This window comes from Duganella sp. GW821-FHT07F09, from assembly GCF_059418705.1.
In genome coordinates this window covers 467289-482670 of the sequence record NZ_JBWKQJ010000001.1, presented here as the reverse complement: position 1 = coordinate 482670, position 15382 = coordinate 467289, and the positions used below count along the sequence as shown (strand labels likewise).

Annotated in this window: 18 protein-coding genes; 10 read left to right on the top strand and 8 right to left on the bottom strand. The window is 60.6% G+C overall.

Annotation, left to right across the window (positions count from 1 at the left end; genetic code table 11):
- The first annotated feature begins 100 nt into the window (after positions 1-100).
- From AC07P1_RS02180 to AC07P1_RS02160, 5 genes are read left to right on the top strand one after another with little or no spacing between them, the layout of a single operon-like run.
- A complete protein-coding gene (locus AC07P1_RS02180) occupies positions 101-463 on the top strand; it encodes a hypothetical protein (protein WP_494694285.1) in 363 nt (120 codons plus the stop codon).
- Complete coding sequence (locus AC07P1_RS02175) at positions 460-696, top strand: DUF7940 domain-containing protein (protein ID WP_494694284.1); 237 nt, start codon at positions 460-462, stop codon at positions 694-696. Before AC07P1_RS02180 ends, AC07P1_RS02175 begins: the two co-directional genes overlap by 4 nt.
- The gene (locus tag AC07P1_RS02170; protein WP_494694283.1) at positions 683-1162 is read left to right on the top strand and encodes a lysozyme; all 480 of its coding nucleotides are present in this window, start codon (positions 683-685) and stop codon (positions 1160-1162) included. The genes AC07P1_RS02175 and AC07P1_RS02170 overlap by 14 nt, the downstream gene beginning before the upstream one ends.
- Positions 1159-1554: a hypothetical protein gene (locus tag AC07P1_RS02165; protein ID WP_494694282.1), complete on the top strand. Its 396-nt coding sequence runs from the start codon at positions 1159-1161 to the stop codon at positions 1552-1554. Before AC07P1_RS02170 ends, AC07P1_RS02165 begins: the two co-directional genes overlap by 4 nt.
- Positions 1551-1805: a hypothetical protein gene (locus AC07P1_RS02160; RefSeq protein WP_494694281.1), complete on the top strand. Its 255-nt coding sequence runs from the start codon at positions 1551-1553 to the stop codon at positions 1803-1805. The genes AC07P1_RS02165 and AC07P1_RS02160 overlap by 4 nt, the downstream gene beginning before the upstream one ends.
- Before the next feature lie 375 nt (positions 1806-2180).
- Here AC07P1_RS02160 and AC07P1_RS02155 read toward each other — a convergent pair whose 3' ends face one another.
- The 8 genes from AC07P1_RS02155 to AC07P1_RS02120 form a co-directional block, all read right to left on the bottom strand.
- Positions 2181-3170 (bottom strand): PIG-L family deacetylase, encoded by a 990-nt coding sequence (locus tag AC07P1_RS02155; RefSeq protein ID WP_494694280.1) that lies wholly within the window; start codon positions 3168-3170, stop codon positions 2181-2183.
- 209 nt (positions 3171-3379) lie between these two features.
- Positions 3380-3565: a hypothetical protein gene (locus AC07P1_RS02150; RefSeq protein WP_494694279.1), complete on the bottom strand. Its 186-nt coding sequence runs from the start codon at positions 3563-3565 to the stop codon at positions 3380-3382.
- 992 nt (positions 3566-4557) lie between these two features.
- The gene (locus tag AC07P1_RS02145; RefSeq protein WP_494694278.1) at positions 4558-4746 is read right to left on the bottom strand and encodes a PEP-CTERM sorting domain-containing protein; all 189 of its coding nucleotides are present in this window, start codon (positions 4744-4746) and stop codon (positions 4558-4560) included.
- Positions 4689-5204, bottom strand: a complete 516-nt coding sequence (locus AC07P1_RS02140; RefSeq protein WP_494694801.1) for a hypothetical protein — start codon at positions 5202-5204, stop codon at positions 4689-4691. Before AC07P1_RS02140 ends, AC07P1_RS02145 begins: the two co-directional genes overlap by 58 nt.
- Positions 5205-5721: 517 nt before the next feature.
- Positions 5722-5883 carry a hypothetical protein gene (locus AC07P1_RS02135; RefSeq protein ID WP_494694277.1) on the bottom strand — a complete coding sequence of 54 codons (162 nt, stop codon included), beginning with the start codon at positions 5881-5883 and terminating at the stop codon, positions 5722-5724.
- Between the two features lie 75 nt (positions 5884-5958).
- Positions 5959-6543 (bottom strand): PEP-CTERM sorting domain-containing protein, encoded by a 585-nt coding sequence (locus AC07P1_RS02130; protein WP_494694276.1) that lies wholly within the window; start codon positions 6541-6543, stop codon positions 5959-5961.
- 197 nt (positions 6544-6740) lie between these two features.
- Positions 6741-7208, bottom strand: a complete 468-nt coding sequence (locus tag AC07P1_RS02125; RefSeq protein ID WP_494694275.1) for a DUF1203 domain-containing protein — start codon at positions 7206-7208, stop codon at positions 6741-6743.
- Positions 7209-7279: 71 nt separating this feature from the next.
- Complete coding sequence (locus AC07P1_RS02120; protein WP_494694274.1) at positions 7280-7615, bottom strand: DUF418 domain-containing protein; 336 nt, start codon at positions 7613-7615, stop codon at positions 7280-7282.
- Between the two features lie 295 nt (positions 7616-7910).
- Here AC07P1_RS02120 and AC07P1_RS02115 point away from each other — a divergent pair, with 295 nt between their 5' ends.
- The 5 genes from AC07P1_RS02115 (at position 7911) to AC07P1_RS02095 (ending at position 15375) form a co-directional block, all read left to right on the top strand.
- Positions 7911-8867 carry a cupin-like domain-containing protein gene (locus AC07P1_RS02115; RefSeq protein ID WP_494694273.1) on the top strand — a complete coding sequence of 319 codons (957 nt, stop codon included), beginning with the start codon at positions 7911-7913 and terminating at the stop codon, positions 8865-8867.
- A gap of 119 nt (positions 8868-8986) precedes the next feature.
- The gene (locus tag AC07P1_RS02110) at positions 8987-10249 is read left to right on the top strand and encodes an ABC transporter substrate-binding protein (protein ID WP_494694272.1); all 1263 of its coding nucleotides are present in this window, start codon (positions 8987-8989) and stop codon (positions 10247-10249) included.
- Positions 10250-10336: 87 nt separating this feature from the next.
- On the top strand, positions 10337-11362 hold the full coding sequence (locus tag AC07P1_RS02105) for a LacI family DNA-binding transcriptional regulator (RefSeq protein ID WP_494694271.1): 1026 nt from the start codon (positions 10337-10339) through the stop codon (positions 11360-11362).
- A gap of 77 nt (positions 11363-11439) precedes the next feature.
- Positions 11440-12807: a GH1 family beta-glucosidase gene (locus AC07P1_RS02100; protein WP_494694270.1), complete on the top strand. Its 1368-nt coding sequence runs from the start codon at positions 11440-11442 to the stop codon at positions 12805-12807.
- A 24-nt stretch (positions 12808-12831) separates the two neighbouring features.
- A complete protein-coding gene (locus tag AC07P1_RS02095) occupies positions 12832-15375 on the top strand; it encodes a glycoside hydrolase family 3 protein (RefSeq protein WP_494694269.1) in 2544 nt (847 codons plus the stop codon).
- The last annotated feature ends 7 nt before the right edge of the window (positions 15376-15382 follow it).

The following is a 15382-nucleotide window of genomic DNA, read 5'->3' as shown; positions in this document are numbered from 1 at the left end:
ACGAGCCGCCTGAGGTGCCGGAAGATCCTCCAGCGCCATAAATCAAATCAAGCGCCACCCGCCCGCAGCAGCGGGTTTTTTACGCCCAATGAAAGAGCTTATGCCAGCAGACGAATTTACCGACGCCGCGCGTCACGAGGACAACCAGCGCCGGCTGACGGAAGTGGAGGGGGCTGTGGCGCATGTTGCCGTGCGCCTCGACGAACTGGTCAACGATTTCCACGTGCTAAAAAGCAATATGACGGGCAACACGCGCTTGACCCAGGAAACGCTCGCTGGCATCGACTCCATCAAGGAATTAATCGGCCAGCTCGATATCCCCTCGCTGCGCGACATGGCGGAGGTGATGACGTCCATGCGCGGCGGCGTCCGCGTGCTGGGCTGGCTCGAGCGGCCGGCGAAGTGGATCGCCGCAATGGCCGGCGCCGCCGCCGCCGTCTACGCACTCTGGAAACTCAAATGAAATTCAAACTCATCGACGACTGGCGCGCCGTCCTGAAGCGCGCGTGGTCTTTCAAATTCAGCCTGCTGGCCGCGCTGCTCGGCGCTGCCGAGATGGTGGTGCAGTTCTACCAGCCGGCCAGCATCCGTCCCGGCCTGTTCGCCGGTATTGCCGGCGGCGTCTCGCTGGCGTCGGCGCTCGCGCGCCTCGTCGCGCAACAGGAACTTTCTGGAGATAAAAATGGCAACAGCTAAACAACGTGCGGCTGCAGCGGCAGCCCTGGCCACGGCCATCGCTGTACCGGCGGAAGGCTTGCGCCAGTTCGCTTATTACGACCCGCCGGGCATCCTGACGGTCTGCTACGGCCACACCGGCGCCGACGTCATCGCCAAGCGCAAGTACTCGCTGGACGAGTGCGGCGCGCTGCTGACCGTCGACATGCAGAAAGCCGTTGCGCAGGTCGAGGCCTGCCGCCCCGGGCTGCCCGTTCCGGTCCTGGCCGCCTTCGCCGACGCTGCGTTCAACCTCGGGCCCGGCATCGCGTGCAGCACCGCCAACTCGACGGCGGCGCGCATGCTCTACGTCGGCGACCTGGTCGGCGCATGCAATCAGCTGCCGCGCTGGGACAAGGCTCGCGTGATGGGCGTGCTTGTGCCGCTGCCCGGGCTGACCAAGCGCCGCGCCGCCGAACGCGACCTCTGCCTGACGGGCGCACGGTGAGCGCGCTCGACTCCTTGGCCGGCGTCGCCGTCGGCGGTATCTGGAAGGTTGCCGCCATTGCACTGGCCGGCCTGCTGGTGGTCGGCGGCGCCGCCGGCGGCACAGCCTTGTGGTTCGTCAGCTCCGCGCGCGACCAGGCGCTGGGTGACCTGAAGGCGGAGCAGTTGACCACCGCCGCGCTGCGGGCTGGCGCCGACCTGCAGAACAACGCCATCCTCAAGCTCGCCGACGAGAAGCGAGCCGCCGAGCAGCGCAGCGCCGCCGCCCAGCAACTAGCCGCGCTGAATGGCCGCCGCTTCGACGGCGCCCTGGAGAAGCTGGCCAGCGCGCGCGCCACTACTTGCGACGAGGCCATGCCGGCCGTCAACCAGTTGCTGAAGGATCTGAAATGAAACACATCGTCTTGGTCCTCGTGCTTCTGGCCGGCTGCGGCACAGCGCCGCCGGCAACGCAGATTGTCAATGTGCCGACCTACGTGCCGTGCGTTATGGAAGTGCCGGGTCGCCCGGCATTCGAGTTCGACAAGTTGCCGCTGGACGCCGCCGACGGCGATAAGATCCTGGCGCTCGCGCGCGACTGGCCGCGCGGCCGGAAGTACGAGGGCGCGCTGGAGGCGGCGCTGGCTGGCTGCCTGAGATTATGATTGCCACCTCTCAACTGGCCGTATAATATTCATCGACCAACTTGGACGATGCCCCGCGATATTCCATTTCTATAAACACTGTATATTATATGGATAATGCTCAAACCTGCATGAATAGGGCTTTTGCGGCGGGTGCCGTTCTGGATGGGGTGCACGGGGTCGGAGGTTCGAATCCTCTCGCCCCGACCAATAGAATCAAAGACTTACAAGAAGAACTGTATATAAGCCCAGCGCTGTATATTAGACGATTGTCTAATATCGGAACTGGGCTTTGTCTTTTCTAACCTACTGTCGAGGCACCTCCATGCCGATCTAAGGACGGGCTTGGTGCTGCTGCGGGCAGAGCGCCAGATTGTTCCGCCAATTTAATTTCCTTTAGAAAGCGCAAGCTCCCGCGTTGGGGATTCCATAGAGCCGGAATTTCTGCTTGCCGATAAAAGCTTTGTGGAAGTCATCCCAAGCCCCACGCTGTAGACCGCCTTGTCCATTCTGTAAGGTCGGGTTCCATGTCAAGTTCCCTCTGTCCACAAGCACTTGGTTCATCGCGAGAGCCCCAGGTTCATGCGTCAACCGCAGGTTTGCGACCTCTGGATAAAGTGTCGTCGCGTACCCCATGTAGATGATCTGGCCCACACACCAGTACTTGGAACTCTCATTGATGGCGTCCCGTACAAACTTACCGGCGGCAGTATGGTCGCCATGGTCCACGTTTAGGTAGGTGGGAATGACCCATGTGCCATTTACAATCATTGCTTCGTTGTACCAGGGCTCAATGTGATCGGGATCCGGCTCCTGATAATTTACCGCGAGCGTAGGCGTGTTCTTATTGTTCCGCGAAATAATTTGCCGAATGGTTTCGCGAAGCGACGCTTGAGTATAGGTGTTGACGCCTTCCACATCTTTTAGCGCACCGCCTGAGTCGTACAGAGCTGCGATCTTAGTGTCGGGCAGGTTTAAGTAGTAATTGACGACGTTGCCAAGGATGACCTTTTCAACTGCAGGCGCGGTGGCGCTGAAGTACTCTGTCGAGCGCTGTGGAACCTTCGAGTAGACGGCAGGAAGCCACGTGGAAATGGCCGCTTCATGACCCCATAAACGTACGCGATAATATGGTTGGCTCATGTTGTTGTAGTCGCGCATGTTTGAAGGTTTTGCGGGGTTATTCGCAAGATTCAAATTCATCGCATCGCCGGCCGTCAAAATCACGACAACCGTCGGGTAGTTTCCTTTGATATCTGTAATTGTGTTTCCACCCATGAGAAAAGTTAAGTCGTCAGGATGTGCAACGACGTAGACTGCCGCATTTGTCACTCCAGCCGACAACGCGAGCAACGCGATAGTGGCAATGTGTGAAAGAAATTTCATGTGGGCCTTGCAGTTGTTAAATGGAAATGCATGGTACCTGACTATTAGCTTTGAATTCTCTCCAAACGTAACATTCTGCCTGTGCGAGCATAGGCCTTTTGTAGCACGGCGCGTGTGCGCCATGCTAGCGCTGATGGCGCATAGCCGTCGGCGTGAAACTGCCTTCGCCATGCGGTACGCCGTTAGGAATTCGCCCTCGTAGCAGGTGGTCATGCCGGTGAGCACGGCTTGCCAAGCGCGATGCCGGCGCTGAAGTGGCCTTCGTATTCGCCGCCGCGCGCGCTGACCAGCTTGCCGGTCAGCGGCAGGCCATCGCGGAGTGTCCCTTCGATGTAGCTGTCGTTGGTGCGCTTCAGCTTGCCAGCGCCGTTGATAGTTCGGCTGCCTATGATCACGAGACTATTGGAGGACATGGATGCAGGAAGTAGAGGCTCGCCATGCAGCGGGTGAGGTAACAGCTGAGGCGGTTGACGAGTTCAGGAGCCTTGTCGGCCAGAGAATGCGGGTAATTGACATGGCAGAAGCGAAGCGGAATCGTGAGGGTAAGTTCGGGAGGTATTTGCGCATAGCGTGACTAGGATCGTGGGTTGGTACGTCGGATTCCTGGATGATCGTTGGAGGCCAAGGCCATCAACTCGGTCGGTCCCACCCTGAATCGGCATCGTCGAACAACGTCACAACATCGGCTGGAACAGTGATCAGCTCCCTCAACTCCACTTCAGTCTTCGGCGACAGCATCATGTCGTACGGCAATCCAGTGGTAGCCGGCAGCGCCCCGGCATCCGGCGACGAGACATCGCTGAGTTAAATCGGCTTCCTGAGTCACGCGATGCGCAATACCGGCCAGGTTTTGATCTGGTAGCACTGCGCACCGTTGGCGGTACCACCGTATGGAATCACCTGCGCGTACAGCTCCCGCTGGTACTGGTCGATTCCTCCCGTGTTGTTTGATATCTCGACGGCGTCAACAGCTACAACGACGGCATTCCTGGGGCCTTCACACAGGCGCAAAACATCACGGCGATGCACTCCATTATTGCCCAGCTGGCGGGGGCCAAATACTGGTGATCATCGACGCCATTACGCCCGTCAGTCAAGTCGGTTCGACTGGAGCGAAGGCGGGGGCTTCGGAGTTCGCTGGGCACAACTTGGCGGTTAAGGACCACTGCGCGACCTTCACCAACGTTATCTGTAACGACCAAGCCGCCGCACTTATCGATACGGTTCTGGCCAGCTGAACCCGATTGCCGACGTCATTCAAGCGATCGATGGCAAATATCTGACCGCAGAAAAATCTGGGTTAAATAATCATTAGCTAAACCGGGACAGCTTACTCAAAACATGCATGCGTATGCTGGCCCCTAGGTTCTTTTCTGCGAGGGAGTGCTTAAATCTTTTTGCGACCCTGTGCAACGGTCCCGATGAGAGCCATCCCCGCTAGCATCATCAGGTAGGTTGTTGGCTCGGGAACTGGAGCAGGAGGGATGTGCCCAATAGCGCGGAGCGACTCTAACCGGATCAATTCCCAAGTACCGTTCTCTGCGGGTGGCCCAAACCCGGGCAGCTGATAGTACATGCTAAAGACGCTGAGTGGCCCCCAGAGCCAAAGCCGCCGTTGTGAATTATATGATCCGATTCGTCGTACTCGCCTGGGGTGAAAAAATGATCACCATTTGAAAGTCGCTGACCCACGAGTTCTTTCGTGAAGTCGAGTTTCGATGGGGAGTAAAAGTTTACGAGGCCGGGATAATCACCGTACCAATATTTCTGGATCGATTCCTTAAAAACTCCATTGCTTGCTCTCGATCCGGTTACGATCATGGAGAAATCTCTGATGTCTGACGTGGAAACTACAAATTCGTTCTCGGCGTAAATTGGCACGTCAATCGTGAGGGTACCGTCGGCGCGAACGGTGTTGTCCTGACTCTCTCCGCTGAAATGCATTTCGAGTGTAATGAGCTCAGCATTTGCTGAAGTAGTTGACAGCAAGATGCTGGCGGCGAGCGCAGAAGCGCGCAAGATTTTCCAAGACATTTGATTTCCCTAGATTTGTTATAAGAATTGCGGCATGGCAATCTTATAACATTATTATCCATGTGGCAATAATGGAATTTGCATGAACGTCGTTATCGGGACGGTTGCGTCATGTCTTGTGTCATGCCGATCGCTATGTGAACGTAGTTGCTGGTCGTTCAGCCGGCGACGTTGCGGACCGATAAGCAGAGCAGTACAACGCGCGGGTATCGATATGCTTGGCAAAGGCTCGCGCTGGGTATCTGGTTCCATCCGCTGTGCGTGTACTGCAAGGGTGAGGGGCGCGTGACCGCCGCGACTGCAGTTGATCACATCGTGGCGTATTTTGGCGACTAAGCGATGTTCTGGGAGAAAGCGAGTTGGCAGTCGCTGTGCGCTACGCACCATAGCCGGGGCAGCAGCGTGGGTCGGAGGTTCGAATCCTCTCACCCCGACCAATAGAATCAAAGAGATAGGCCAATCTTCGGATTGGCCTTTTCTTTTCCGCGAAATTATCTCTATTGGCGCGCAACGCTCGTTACATGACTTTCCCGCTGTGAACCGGCAGCGAGATATCACGCTCCGAATAGGCGACCACGAGCGTCATCAGGACGACGCAAATTACTACGACTGCGATCTTGAGTTTGCGGTTGGTCGCGGCACGCAGGCGCGCTGCCGCATCGGTGGAGAGGATGGCCATAGTCTCAGATTGTTGTTCAAATTTAATCTGAAATTGTACAGCGGAAACTCTCCGTAGCAAAACAATATCGCTGGCTTAGGAGTAATTTTGAATTCTATTGGGCAATTTTGCGACAGAAAATGCATACCCGACCAGGCCCAGTCCGGCCAGAAGCATCACGTAGGTCTGCGGCTCAGGTACTGGTGGTGGTACGACTAAAAAATCCGGCGCCACAACGGACCCCAAATAAAAAGCGTCAAGCGGTGGCCGGCCGCCTTGGTAACCAGGCGCGAAGAGCATATAGGTAATGGGTACCGGGTTGGCGGCGGGCGGAGCATCCGTGGTGAAAGAAAAACCGGACACCGCATTTGTATCGCTAGAGCCGATGAGTCCCCAGCCAAAGTAGGTAACGGGAGGAAAAAGGTCGTCACGGTTTGGATTGACCCCGACGTAGGTATTGAAAATCCATGCACCGGGACTGGTGAAGGAGATCGGGTGCAAGTCAAAGGTTGCGTCGTTACTTTTTACTAGCACCAACACCTCCTCCACCGGGTATTCCGATGCCGAGAGTTCGTAGCTGTAAGTGTAGAGACCGTTTTCAAAGCTGACGGTACCCTTGAGGTCTGCCGCCGAGGCGCCCAACAAGGTGAAAAAGGCGAATATTGCGAACATGCGTTTCATGAAATTTCTCCAGGCAATGGTTGAACGATGTGCGACACGGGCGCTCCGTCCAAGCTTGCCAGGGAAGCGCAGTTCGACTATACATTGAATATTAAAATTACAATATAAGAGGAGTCTGAGCTGCCGAGGGACATCGCGACATCGCTCTCAAACCGGCGCCGGGCTGCCGATGCCGACAACAGGCTTCCACAGCTTCGTCACGCGCGGTCGATTCGGCCGGCGTAGCAACCCTGCTTGGCGTTGTGGACATGGATATAGCTGACGTCAGGATTTCCAAACAGTTCGACGATGACGGTCTCTATCGCGGTGCCCTGCACGACGTCAGCGGCCAGCATCATGCCGCTGGCATCATAGCCACGCAGTGACAGCAGCCGGATGCGCATCGATTGGGGGATTTGATTGACGGCGTCGTAAGCCTTCGTGGCCGCTTCCCGCACAAAAATAGCGTGGGAAGCGCGGTATGGTGTCATCGCTGGCTGACAGACATGATTCAGCAGCAGCACGGTCTCGCCGACTTCCGCCTCCACCATCTCGATACGGTCGGGAAAACCTGGTTTTTCCTCGACCACATAACGTTTGATGCCGAGGCCTTCCAGATCGGCGTCCGGCAAGCCGAAGTAAGGTTGGAATGGTGTCGGCGACAGGCCGGTGATACGAAAATTCATGACAGACTCCTGGGTGATTGGAGTCGACATTAGACCCGGAGCGCAACGCGCGGACTATCCGATTCTTGCTCTTACATCGGTCGTGCTATTTTTGAACCAGCGATACGTGATCCGGTAACGAACCGCATCAACGATTCAACCGGCCCCTGCGAAAACTTCGGACTCCACAGGTGGGCCGCGAGGGTTGCGGCGACGAGGAATCCTACCGAAAAGACGGTAGTCGCTGCAAGACTTCTGGAGCCGTCCAGCGCGCCGACCGCTTCCAGCGTGCCCATGCAAAGAAGGATGTGGGCCAGGTAGAGCGTCAACGTCATGCGGCCGGCTGGAAGCGGGAATCTCCATAATCCCGCCGCCCGGTTCGATGAGACCAGCAGGAACGCGCCAATGACGATGCTGGCGCTGCCCATGCCTGTCAGCAGGTAGGCCCAGGCCGGCCAGGCTCACGAACGTCGCTGATGCCTTGCCTTCGAAAAAGTGGAAAAACGCTTCCAGCCATGCCGATCCTTTTGGAGGATGCATCGCCAAGCGGAAGTTGACCGACATCATTCCGCCGAGCGCGAGGAACCTCGCCAAGTCGAGCTCATCAAGTGAGCGCGTTGACTGACATCAGGACAGTGACGTCTGGCGGTGCACTAGCGAACAATCAGCCGCATGCGTTATGCTGCGCGGCATGTAAGAACATCGGGATTCAAGGTAAGGCATATGTCAAAAGAGAAAAATCCGGCGGCCGGTGATCAGGTAACGCCGGCGGCGCGGAGCAGCCCGCGCTCGCCGCCGCCGTTGGAGGCGTCGAGGCCTGCGTCGCCGGAGGAGGCAGCCGCCAAAAGACAGGCGCGCGAGCAAAGGGATGCACAGGTTCGCGGCGTCACGTCCATTCAAGAGATGCGTGACGCGATACGCGGCGCCGCACGCGCAATGCCGGCGATCTCCGAAGTGCCGCGCGTGCGTGCGCTCGATGCGGCCGCGTTCCGCGCGCGCGCCGCGCAAGGACTGCCATTCCTGATCACCGGTATCGTCAACCGCTGGCCGCTGTGCGCACTGTCGCCGCAGACGCTGCGCGATCGCTACAGCGAGGTGCGGGTGCGCGCGCGGGTGGGTGACTATATCAACACCGCGTTCGCGGCGGACCGCGCGATGCGGGATATGTCGATGGGAGAGTATCTCGACCTGGTCGCCGTCGAAACGCAGGACCTGCCGCCTTATCTCGGCAATCTGGAGCTGCGCGAATTGAACAACATGTGCCATTGGCCGACCTATTTCGACAAAATGGGCCCGCCCCGTTTCTGGATTGGCCCGGCCCGCACGGTGACGCCGCTGCATTGCGACTACGACGATAATATCTTCGCGCAGATATGGGGCACCAAGCGGATTTTCCTGTCGCCGCCCCATCATGACGAGTTCCTGTACCCGAACGAAGCGAACGCCATCCTGTTCGGCTCTCCGTTCGATCCCGAGGCGCCCGATTTCGACCGGTTCCCGCTGGCGCGCCAGGCAACCATGATCGAGTGCGTCGTCAATCCCGGCGACATGCTGTACGTGCCGGCCGGCTGGTACCACCAGGTCCGCGCGCTGACATTCTCGCTATCGTCGAACCGGTGGGCCAGGTCGATGCCGTTCGCCTTGAATGGCGAGGCGTCCCTGCGGCGAAGCGACCCGTAACTATCGTTCACAATACGTTGACACTCAAAATAATTGGGTGATATATTCGTGTTTGTGAATTGGTAACGTTTCCAATCGCGCGCGGCGCGCCGGGCCACTTCGGCGTTCAAGGAGACTGGATGTTCAAGCAAAGAGGGGCACTGGCACGGGCCACCGGAGCGGCGATTTTGATGGCGGCGGGCTTGCTGGCGCCAACGGCGTCCGTCGCCGCGGCGGCCGGACCGAAGGCGGAAGTGATGCACTGGTGGACCTCGAGCAGCGAGTCGGCCGCCGTGCGCAAATTCGCCGATGCCTATCGCGCCGCCGGCGGCGTCTGGGCCGATACGGCGGTCGCCGGCGCGGACCAGGCCAAATCTGTGGCGATCAACCGCATCGTCGGCGGCAATCCGCCGACGGCCGCGCAGTTCAACACCACCAAACAATTCCGCGACTTGATCGACCAGGGCTCGCTCAACAACGTCGACGATATCGCGCTGCGCGACAAATGGGACCAGCTGATGCCGGCGCCGATACTGGACGTCATCAAGGTCAACGGACACTTTTACGCGGCGCCGGTCGACATCCACATGTCGACCTGGATCTGGTACTCGAAGGCCGCGTTCAAAAAAGCCGGCATCGTCAAGGAGCCCGCCACGCCGGACGAACTGTTCGCCGCGCTCGACAAACTCAAGGCGGCCGGCCTGATCGGCCTGGCGCACGGCGGCCAGCCGTGGCAGGAGAACATCCTGTTCCAGGCCATGCTGGCCAACATCGGCGGCAAGGCGCTGTACCTGTCGGTGCTGCGCGACCGCTCGCCGCAGGCGATCAATTCCGAGGCGTTTAAAAAAGTGCTGCTGGCCTTCAAGCGGCTGCAGACCTATGTCGATCCCGGCTCGCCCAACCGCAACTGGAACGACGCCACCGCCATGGTGGTCGGCGGCAGGGCGGGGGTGCAGATCATGGGCGACTGGGCCAAGGGCGAATTCGCCGCCGCCAAACAAACCGCCGGCAAGGACTTCGGCTGCATCGCCGGCCTCGGTCCGAATGTGCCGTACCTGATCCAGGGCGACGCCTTCGTCTTCCCGAAGACGAAGAATCCGGAGACGGTCAAGGCGCAAAAACTGCTGGCGACGACGGTGCTGGCGCCGGCCGCGCAACTGGAATTCAACAAGCTAAAAGGCTCGCTGCCCATCCTCAGCAACGCCGACACCTCGTCCATGGACATGTGCGCGCAGGCCGGCATGGCCATCATGAAGGACAAGTCGCGCCAGGTGGGCATGATCGAGGTGCACCTGACGCCGGACCAGAACGGCGCGCTGCAGGACGTGCTGACCACTTATTGGAACACCCGCATGCCGGTGGAGAAGGCGCAGAAGAGCATCGTGGCGGCGCTGGCGGACTAGAAGGGGCTTGCGTCGCGCCTCGCTTGTCATCGTTCGGGGCGATGCGGTATGCTGACCGCCGCATAGACTCAACGGATGAGGGAACTCGTGGCAACAATCAAAGACGTCGCCCGCCTGGCGGGAGTGGGGCTGGGCACCGCCTCGCGCGTTGTCAGCGGCAGGGGATCGGTGTCCAAGGCGACGCTCGAGAAGGTGCAAAAGGCCATCGTGGAACTGGATTTCCGGCCTTCCCACGCGGCGCGCTCGCTGCTGTCCGGTAGTTCGCAGATGATCGGCGTTTATATCCCGTACCTGAGCGGGACGTTCTACACGCCGATCCTGCAGTCGATTTACACGGCGTTGCGCGCGTCGGGCTTGAACATGGTGGTCGCTTTCGGCGTCGGCGACGGCAACGAGCGGCAGCAGGCGATCGACGGTGTGAATTTTTTGATCGAGCGCGGGAGCGATGGTCTGCTCGTCATGAGCAATTCGCTGGAAGATGATGATTTCGCGGCGCTCGGGCCGTTCCAGTCGCGGGTGGCGGTCATCAACCACCGTTACGCCGGCATCGCCGAGCAGTGTTTCACGGCCGACCACAAGGCCGGCGGCCGGCTGGCGGCGCGCACGCTGCTGGACCAGAAGCACCGCAAGATCGCCGTCATCGCCGGACGCGCCAGCGCGCCGGATAACCAGGAGCGCATCGCCGGTTTCATGGCGGAGCTGGACGAGGCGGGCATCGACAGCGGCAAGGTGTGGATAGCGGATGGTAATTTCACGCCAGAAGGGGGCTGGGAGTGCGCCGAGCGGCTGCTGGCGTCGGGCGGGGAGTTCACGGCGGTGTTTTGCGCCAACGACGAGATGGCGGTCGGCGCCTTGTCCTTCTTCCAGCAGGCGGGCGTCGCGGTGCCGGGGCAAATGTCGGTGCTCGGTTATGACGACACGCACAGCGCGGAATTCGCTGCGCCGCGCCTGACCAGCGTCCATATACCGTGGAGCGAGATGACCATGGACGGCTTGAATTACCTGCTGAACCGGTGCTACGGGACGGACCGCCCGGTCAAGCGCAAATACAAGCTGCACGTGACGGAGCGCGCCTCGCTGGCAAAAGCTCCTTCGCGCAAAAGCGCTAAATAACGGAGTGCGCGCCGGCCGCGCGCTCTTTTTTTGTAGTATATTGGAAACGATTCCACTTTCGGAGACGCACGATCATCATGACTTCCACCGACTTGACCAAGGCGATAAGCCGTTCGGATTTCGCTGGCGACTTCCTGTGGGGCGTGTCGACGTCCGCCTACCAGATCGAAGGCGCGGCCGACGTCGGCGGCCGCGTGCCGTCGATCTGGGACACCTTCAGCGCGACGCCGGGCAAGGTGCGCGACGGCGCCACCGGCGCCGTCGCCTGCGACCACTATCACCGCTGGGAGGAGGATCTGGATCTGGCACGGACCATGGGCCTGAACTCCTACCGCTTTTCTATCGCGTGGACGCGCATCTTCAACGGCGTGGACGAACAACCGAATCCCGAGGGGCTGGCGTTTTATTCGCGCCTGGTGGACGGCATGCTGGCGCGCGGCCTGCAGCCGTGGTGCACGCTGTACCACTGGGACCTGCCGCAATATCTGCAGGAGCAGGGTGGCTGGGCGAACCGCGCCACCATCGCCGCCTATCTGCGATACGTCGACGTGATGACCAAACACCTGGGCGACCGAGTCAAGCATTGGATGACCCACAACGAGCCGTGGTGCACGGCCATGCATGGCAACTGGGACGGCATGCACGCACCTGGCAACAAAAGCCTGCCGCTGGCGCTTCAGGTCTGCCATAACGTGCTGGTGTCGCACGGCCTGGCCGTGCCGATCATCCGCGCCAATGTGCCGGATGCGAAGGTGGGTATCGCATTGAGCCTGCATCCGATCAAGCCGGCCTCCGACAGCACCGCCGACCAGCAGGCGGTGGTGCGCCACGACGCTCTGCGCAACCGCTGGTTCCTCGATGCGCTGTATGGCCGGGGCTATCCCGAGTTGGCGTTGCGGCTGGTGAATGGGGACGCGCCGGTGGTGCTGCCCGGTGACATGGAGGCCATCGCCGTCCCCTGCGATTTCCTCGGAGTGAACTACTACTTCCCGGAAGTGGTCACCGACGCGCCAGACCAATATCCGCTGCGCACAGCCATCATCCATCCGCAAGATCGGGAGCGTACTGACTTCGGTTGGGAGGTGTCGCCGCAAGGGCTGGTCGATCTGCTGGCGCGCGTGGTGCGCGAATATCCTACCGGCGATTTGTATGTGACCGAGAACGGATCGTCCTACGACGATCACGTGGATGCCGACGGTACCGTCGACGATACGGCGCGGCGCGATTACCTGATCCGCCATCTGCTGGCGGTGCGCGATGCGGTCGCCGCCGGGGCGAATATCAAAGGCTATTTCGCCTGGAGTTTGCTGGACAACTTCGAATGGTCGGAGGGCTACCTGCGCCGCTTCGGCCTGACCTATGTCGACTATCCGACGCAGCGCCGCATCGTCAAGCAAAGCGGCCGGTGGTACGGCGCCTTCGTGCGCGACCAGAACCAACAATAAATCAATCACGGAGACCGACCCCGAATGAAAACGCATCATAACCACATCCTGCGCCGCGCCGTCCTGGCCTCCATGCTGGCGCTGGGCACCCACGCCATCGCCGCCGCGCCAGCCACTGCTTCAACCCCGCTCGCCGACTGGCCGCGCATCACCAGCGCCGTCAAGCAGGACAAGGCGATGGAGGCGCGCATCGTCGGCATCGTCGCCGGCATGACCCTGGCGCAAAAGGTCGGCCAGATGACGCAGCCCGAGATCAAGTTCATCACGCCGGAGCAGGTGCGCGAGTTCTATATCGGTTCCGTCCTTAATGGCGGCGGCAGCTGGCCGCAGGGGAACAAGTACGCCACCGCCGCCGACTGGGTCAAGCTGGCGGACGCCTACTACGACGCGTCGCTGGGCACCGACATGAAGGTCAAGGTGCCGGTCATCTGGGGCATCGACGCCATGCACGGCAATAGCAATATGTATGGCGCCACGCTGTTCCCGCACAATATCGGCTTGGGTGCCGCGCGCGACAAAAAACTGGTTGAGCAGATGGCGCGCTCGGTCGCCAGGGCGGTGCGCGCCACCGGCATCGACTGGGTGTTCGCGCCGACGCTGGCGGTGGTGCGCGACGATCGCTGGGGGCGCACCTATGAGAGCTTCTCGGAAGATCCGGCAATCGTCAGGGATTACGCCGGCGCCTACGTCAAGGGCCTTCAGGGCGATTTGAAAGGCGATGGCACCGTGGTAGCCACCGCCAAGCATTTCGTCGGCGACGGCGGTACTGCGGAGGGCAAGGATCGCGGAGTCAACCAGGCCACCAAGGCCGACATGATCAACATCCATGCGCTGGGCTACTATCCCGCGCTGGAAGCCGGCGTGCAGACGGTCATGGCCTCCTTCAACAGCTGGAACGATGTCGAGGGCGGCGCCGATCATGGCAAGATGCACGGCAGTAAAGCGCTGCTGACCGACGCGTTGAAAACCAAGATGGGCTTCGATGGCCTGATCGTCAGCGACTGGAACGGCATCGCCGAAGTGCCGGGATGCGCCAACGACAGCTGCCCGCAATCGATCAATGCCGGCGTCGATATCGTCATGGTGCCGGAGCACTGGAAGACATTCATCGCCAACACCATCGTCCAGGTGGAGAAAGGCGAGATTCCGATGTCGCGCATCGACGACGCGGTGACCCGCATCCTGCGCGTGAAGCTGCGCGCAGGCCTGTTCGACGGCAAGAAGCCATCGCAGAACCACTACGCCGGCAAACAGGAGGCGTTGCAGGACCGCGCGCTGGCACGCCGTGCGGTGCGCGAATCGCTGGTGCTGTTGAAGAATAACGGCGGCGTGCTACCGCTGGCGCGCGGCAAAAAGATCCTCGTGGTCGGCAAGAGCGCCGACAGCATGGCCAACCAGTCGGGCGGCTGGTCGCTGACCTGGCAGGGGACGGATAACAAGAACAGCGACTATCCGATCGGCGACACCATCCTTGCCGGCATCCAGGATGCCGCCGGCAAAGGCAACGTCACCTTCAGCGAGAACGCCGCCGGCGTCGATGTCGGCAAGTTCGACGCCGTCATCGCCGTCATCGGCGAGACGCCTTACGCGGAGGGCGACGGCGATATCGGTCCATCGGGCACGCTGCGCTTGTCCGGCCGCCATCCGGAGGATCTGGCCGTGCTGCGGGCGGTGGCGGACAAGGGCAAGCCGGTGGTGACGGTGCTGGTGGCCGGCCGCCCGCTGTACGCCAACGACATCCTCAACCTGTCGGACAGCTTCGTCTCGGCCTGGCTGCCGGGCACCGAGGGCAAGGGCGTGGCCGATGTCCTGTTCCGCAAGGCGGACGGCAAGGTCAACGCGGACTTCCGCGGCAAGCTGTCGTTCTCGTGGCCCAAGTCGGCCTGCCAGTCGCCGCTCAATGTCGGCGACGCCGGCTACGATCCGCTATTCAAATACGGTTATGGCCTGACCTACTCCTCCCCGGCAGGCCAGGCGACCTTGCCGATGCTCGACGCAAGCTTCGCGCCGGGAGGCTGCGGAAAGAGCACGGCCATGCCGGTGTATAGCCCCGCCGACCGCGCCACCTATGGACTGTATGTGGAAAGCGGCGGCCAGAGGACGGCATTGGGCGCGGACCTGAACGCGGTGTTCAATCTGCCCACGGTGAAGGTCGAGACGGCGCAGATCAACACACAACAGGATGCAAAAAGGCTAACTTGGTCCGGTCCTGCTAAACTGTCGGCGCAATCCGGCAAGGCCATGCCGATTCCCGCGATCGCCGGCACCGACGGCGCGCTGCAATTCGATACCATCGTCACCGGCGCCCCACAAGGGAAGGCCGGCATCTGGATGGAAAACGTGGAACTCGACGCCAGCGCCGTGTTCCAGCGCATGGCCGGCAAGGGAAAACAGACGGTGAAGATCCCGCTGTCGTGCTTCGGCGCCAAAGGACTGAAACCCGACGCGTTGTCCACACCGTTCGCCGTATCGGCGGACGGTCCGTTCGCGGCCACCTTCGCCAACATCCAGATCGTTGGCGGCGCGGCCAAAGACAAGGACGCGACGGCGTGCGGCGACTTTAAGTAAAAACAGC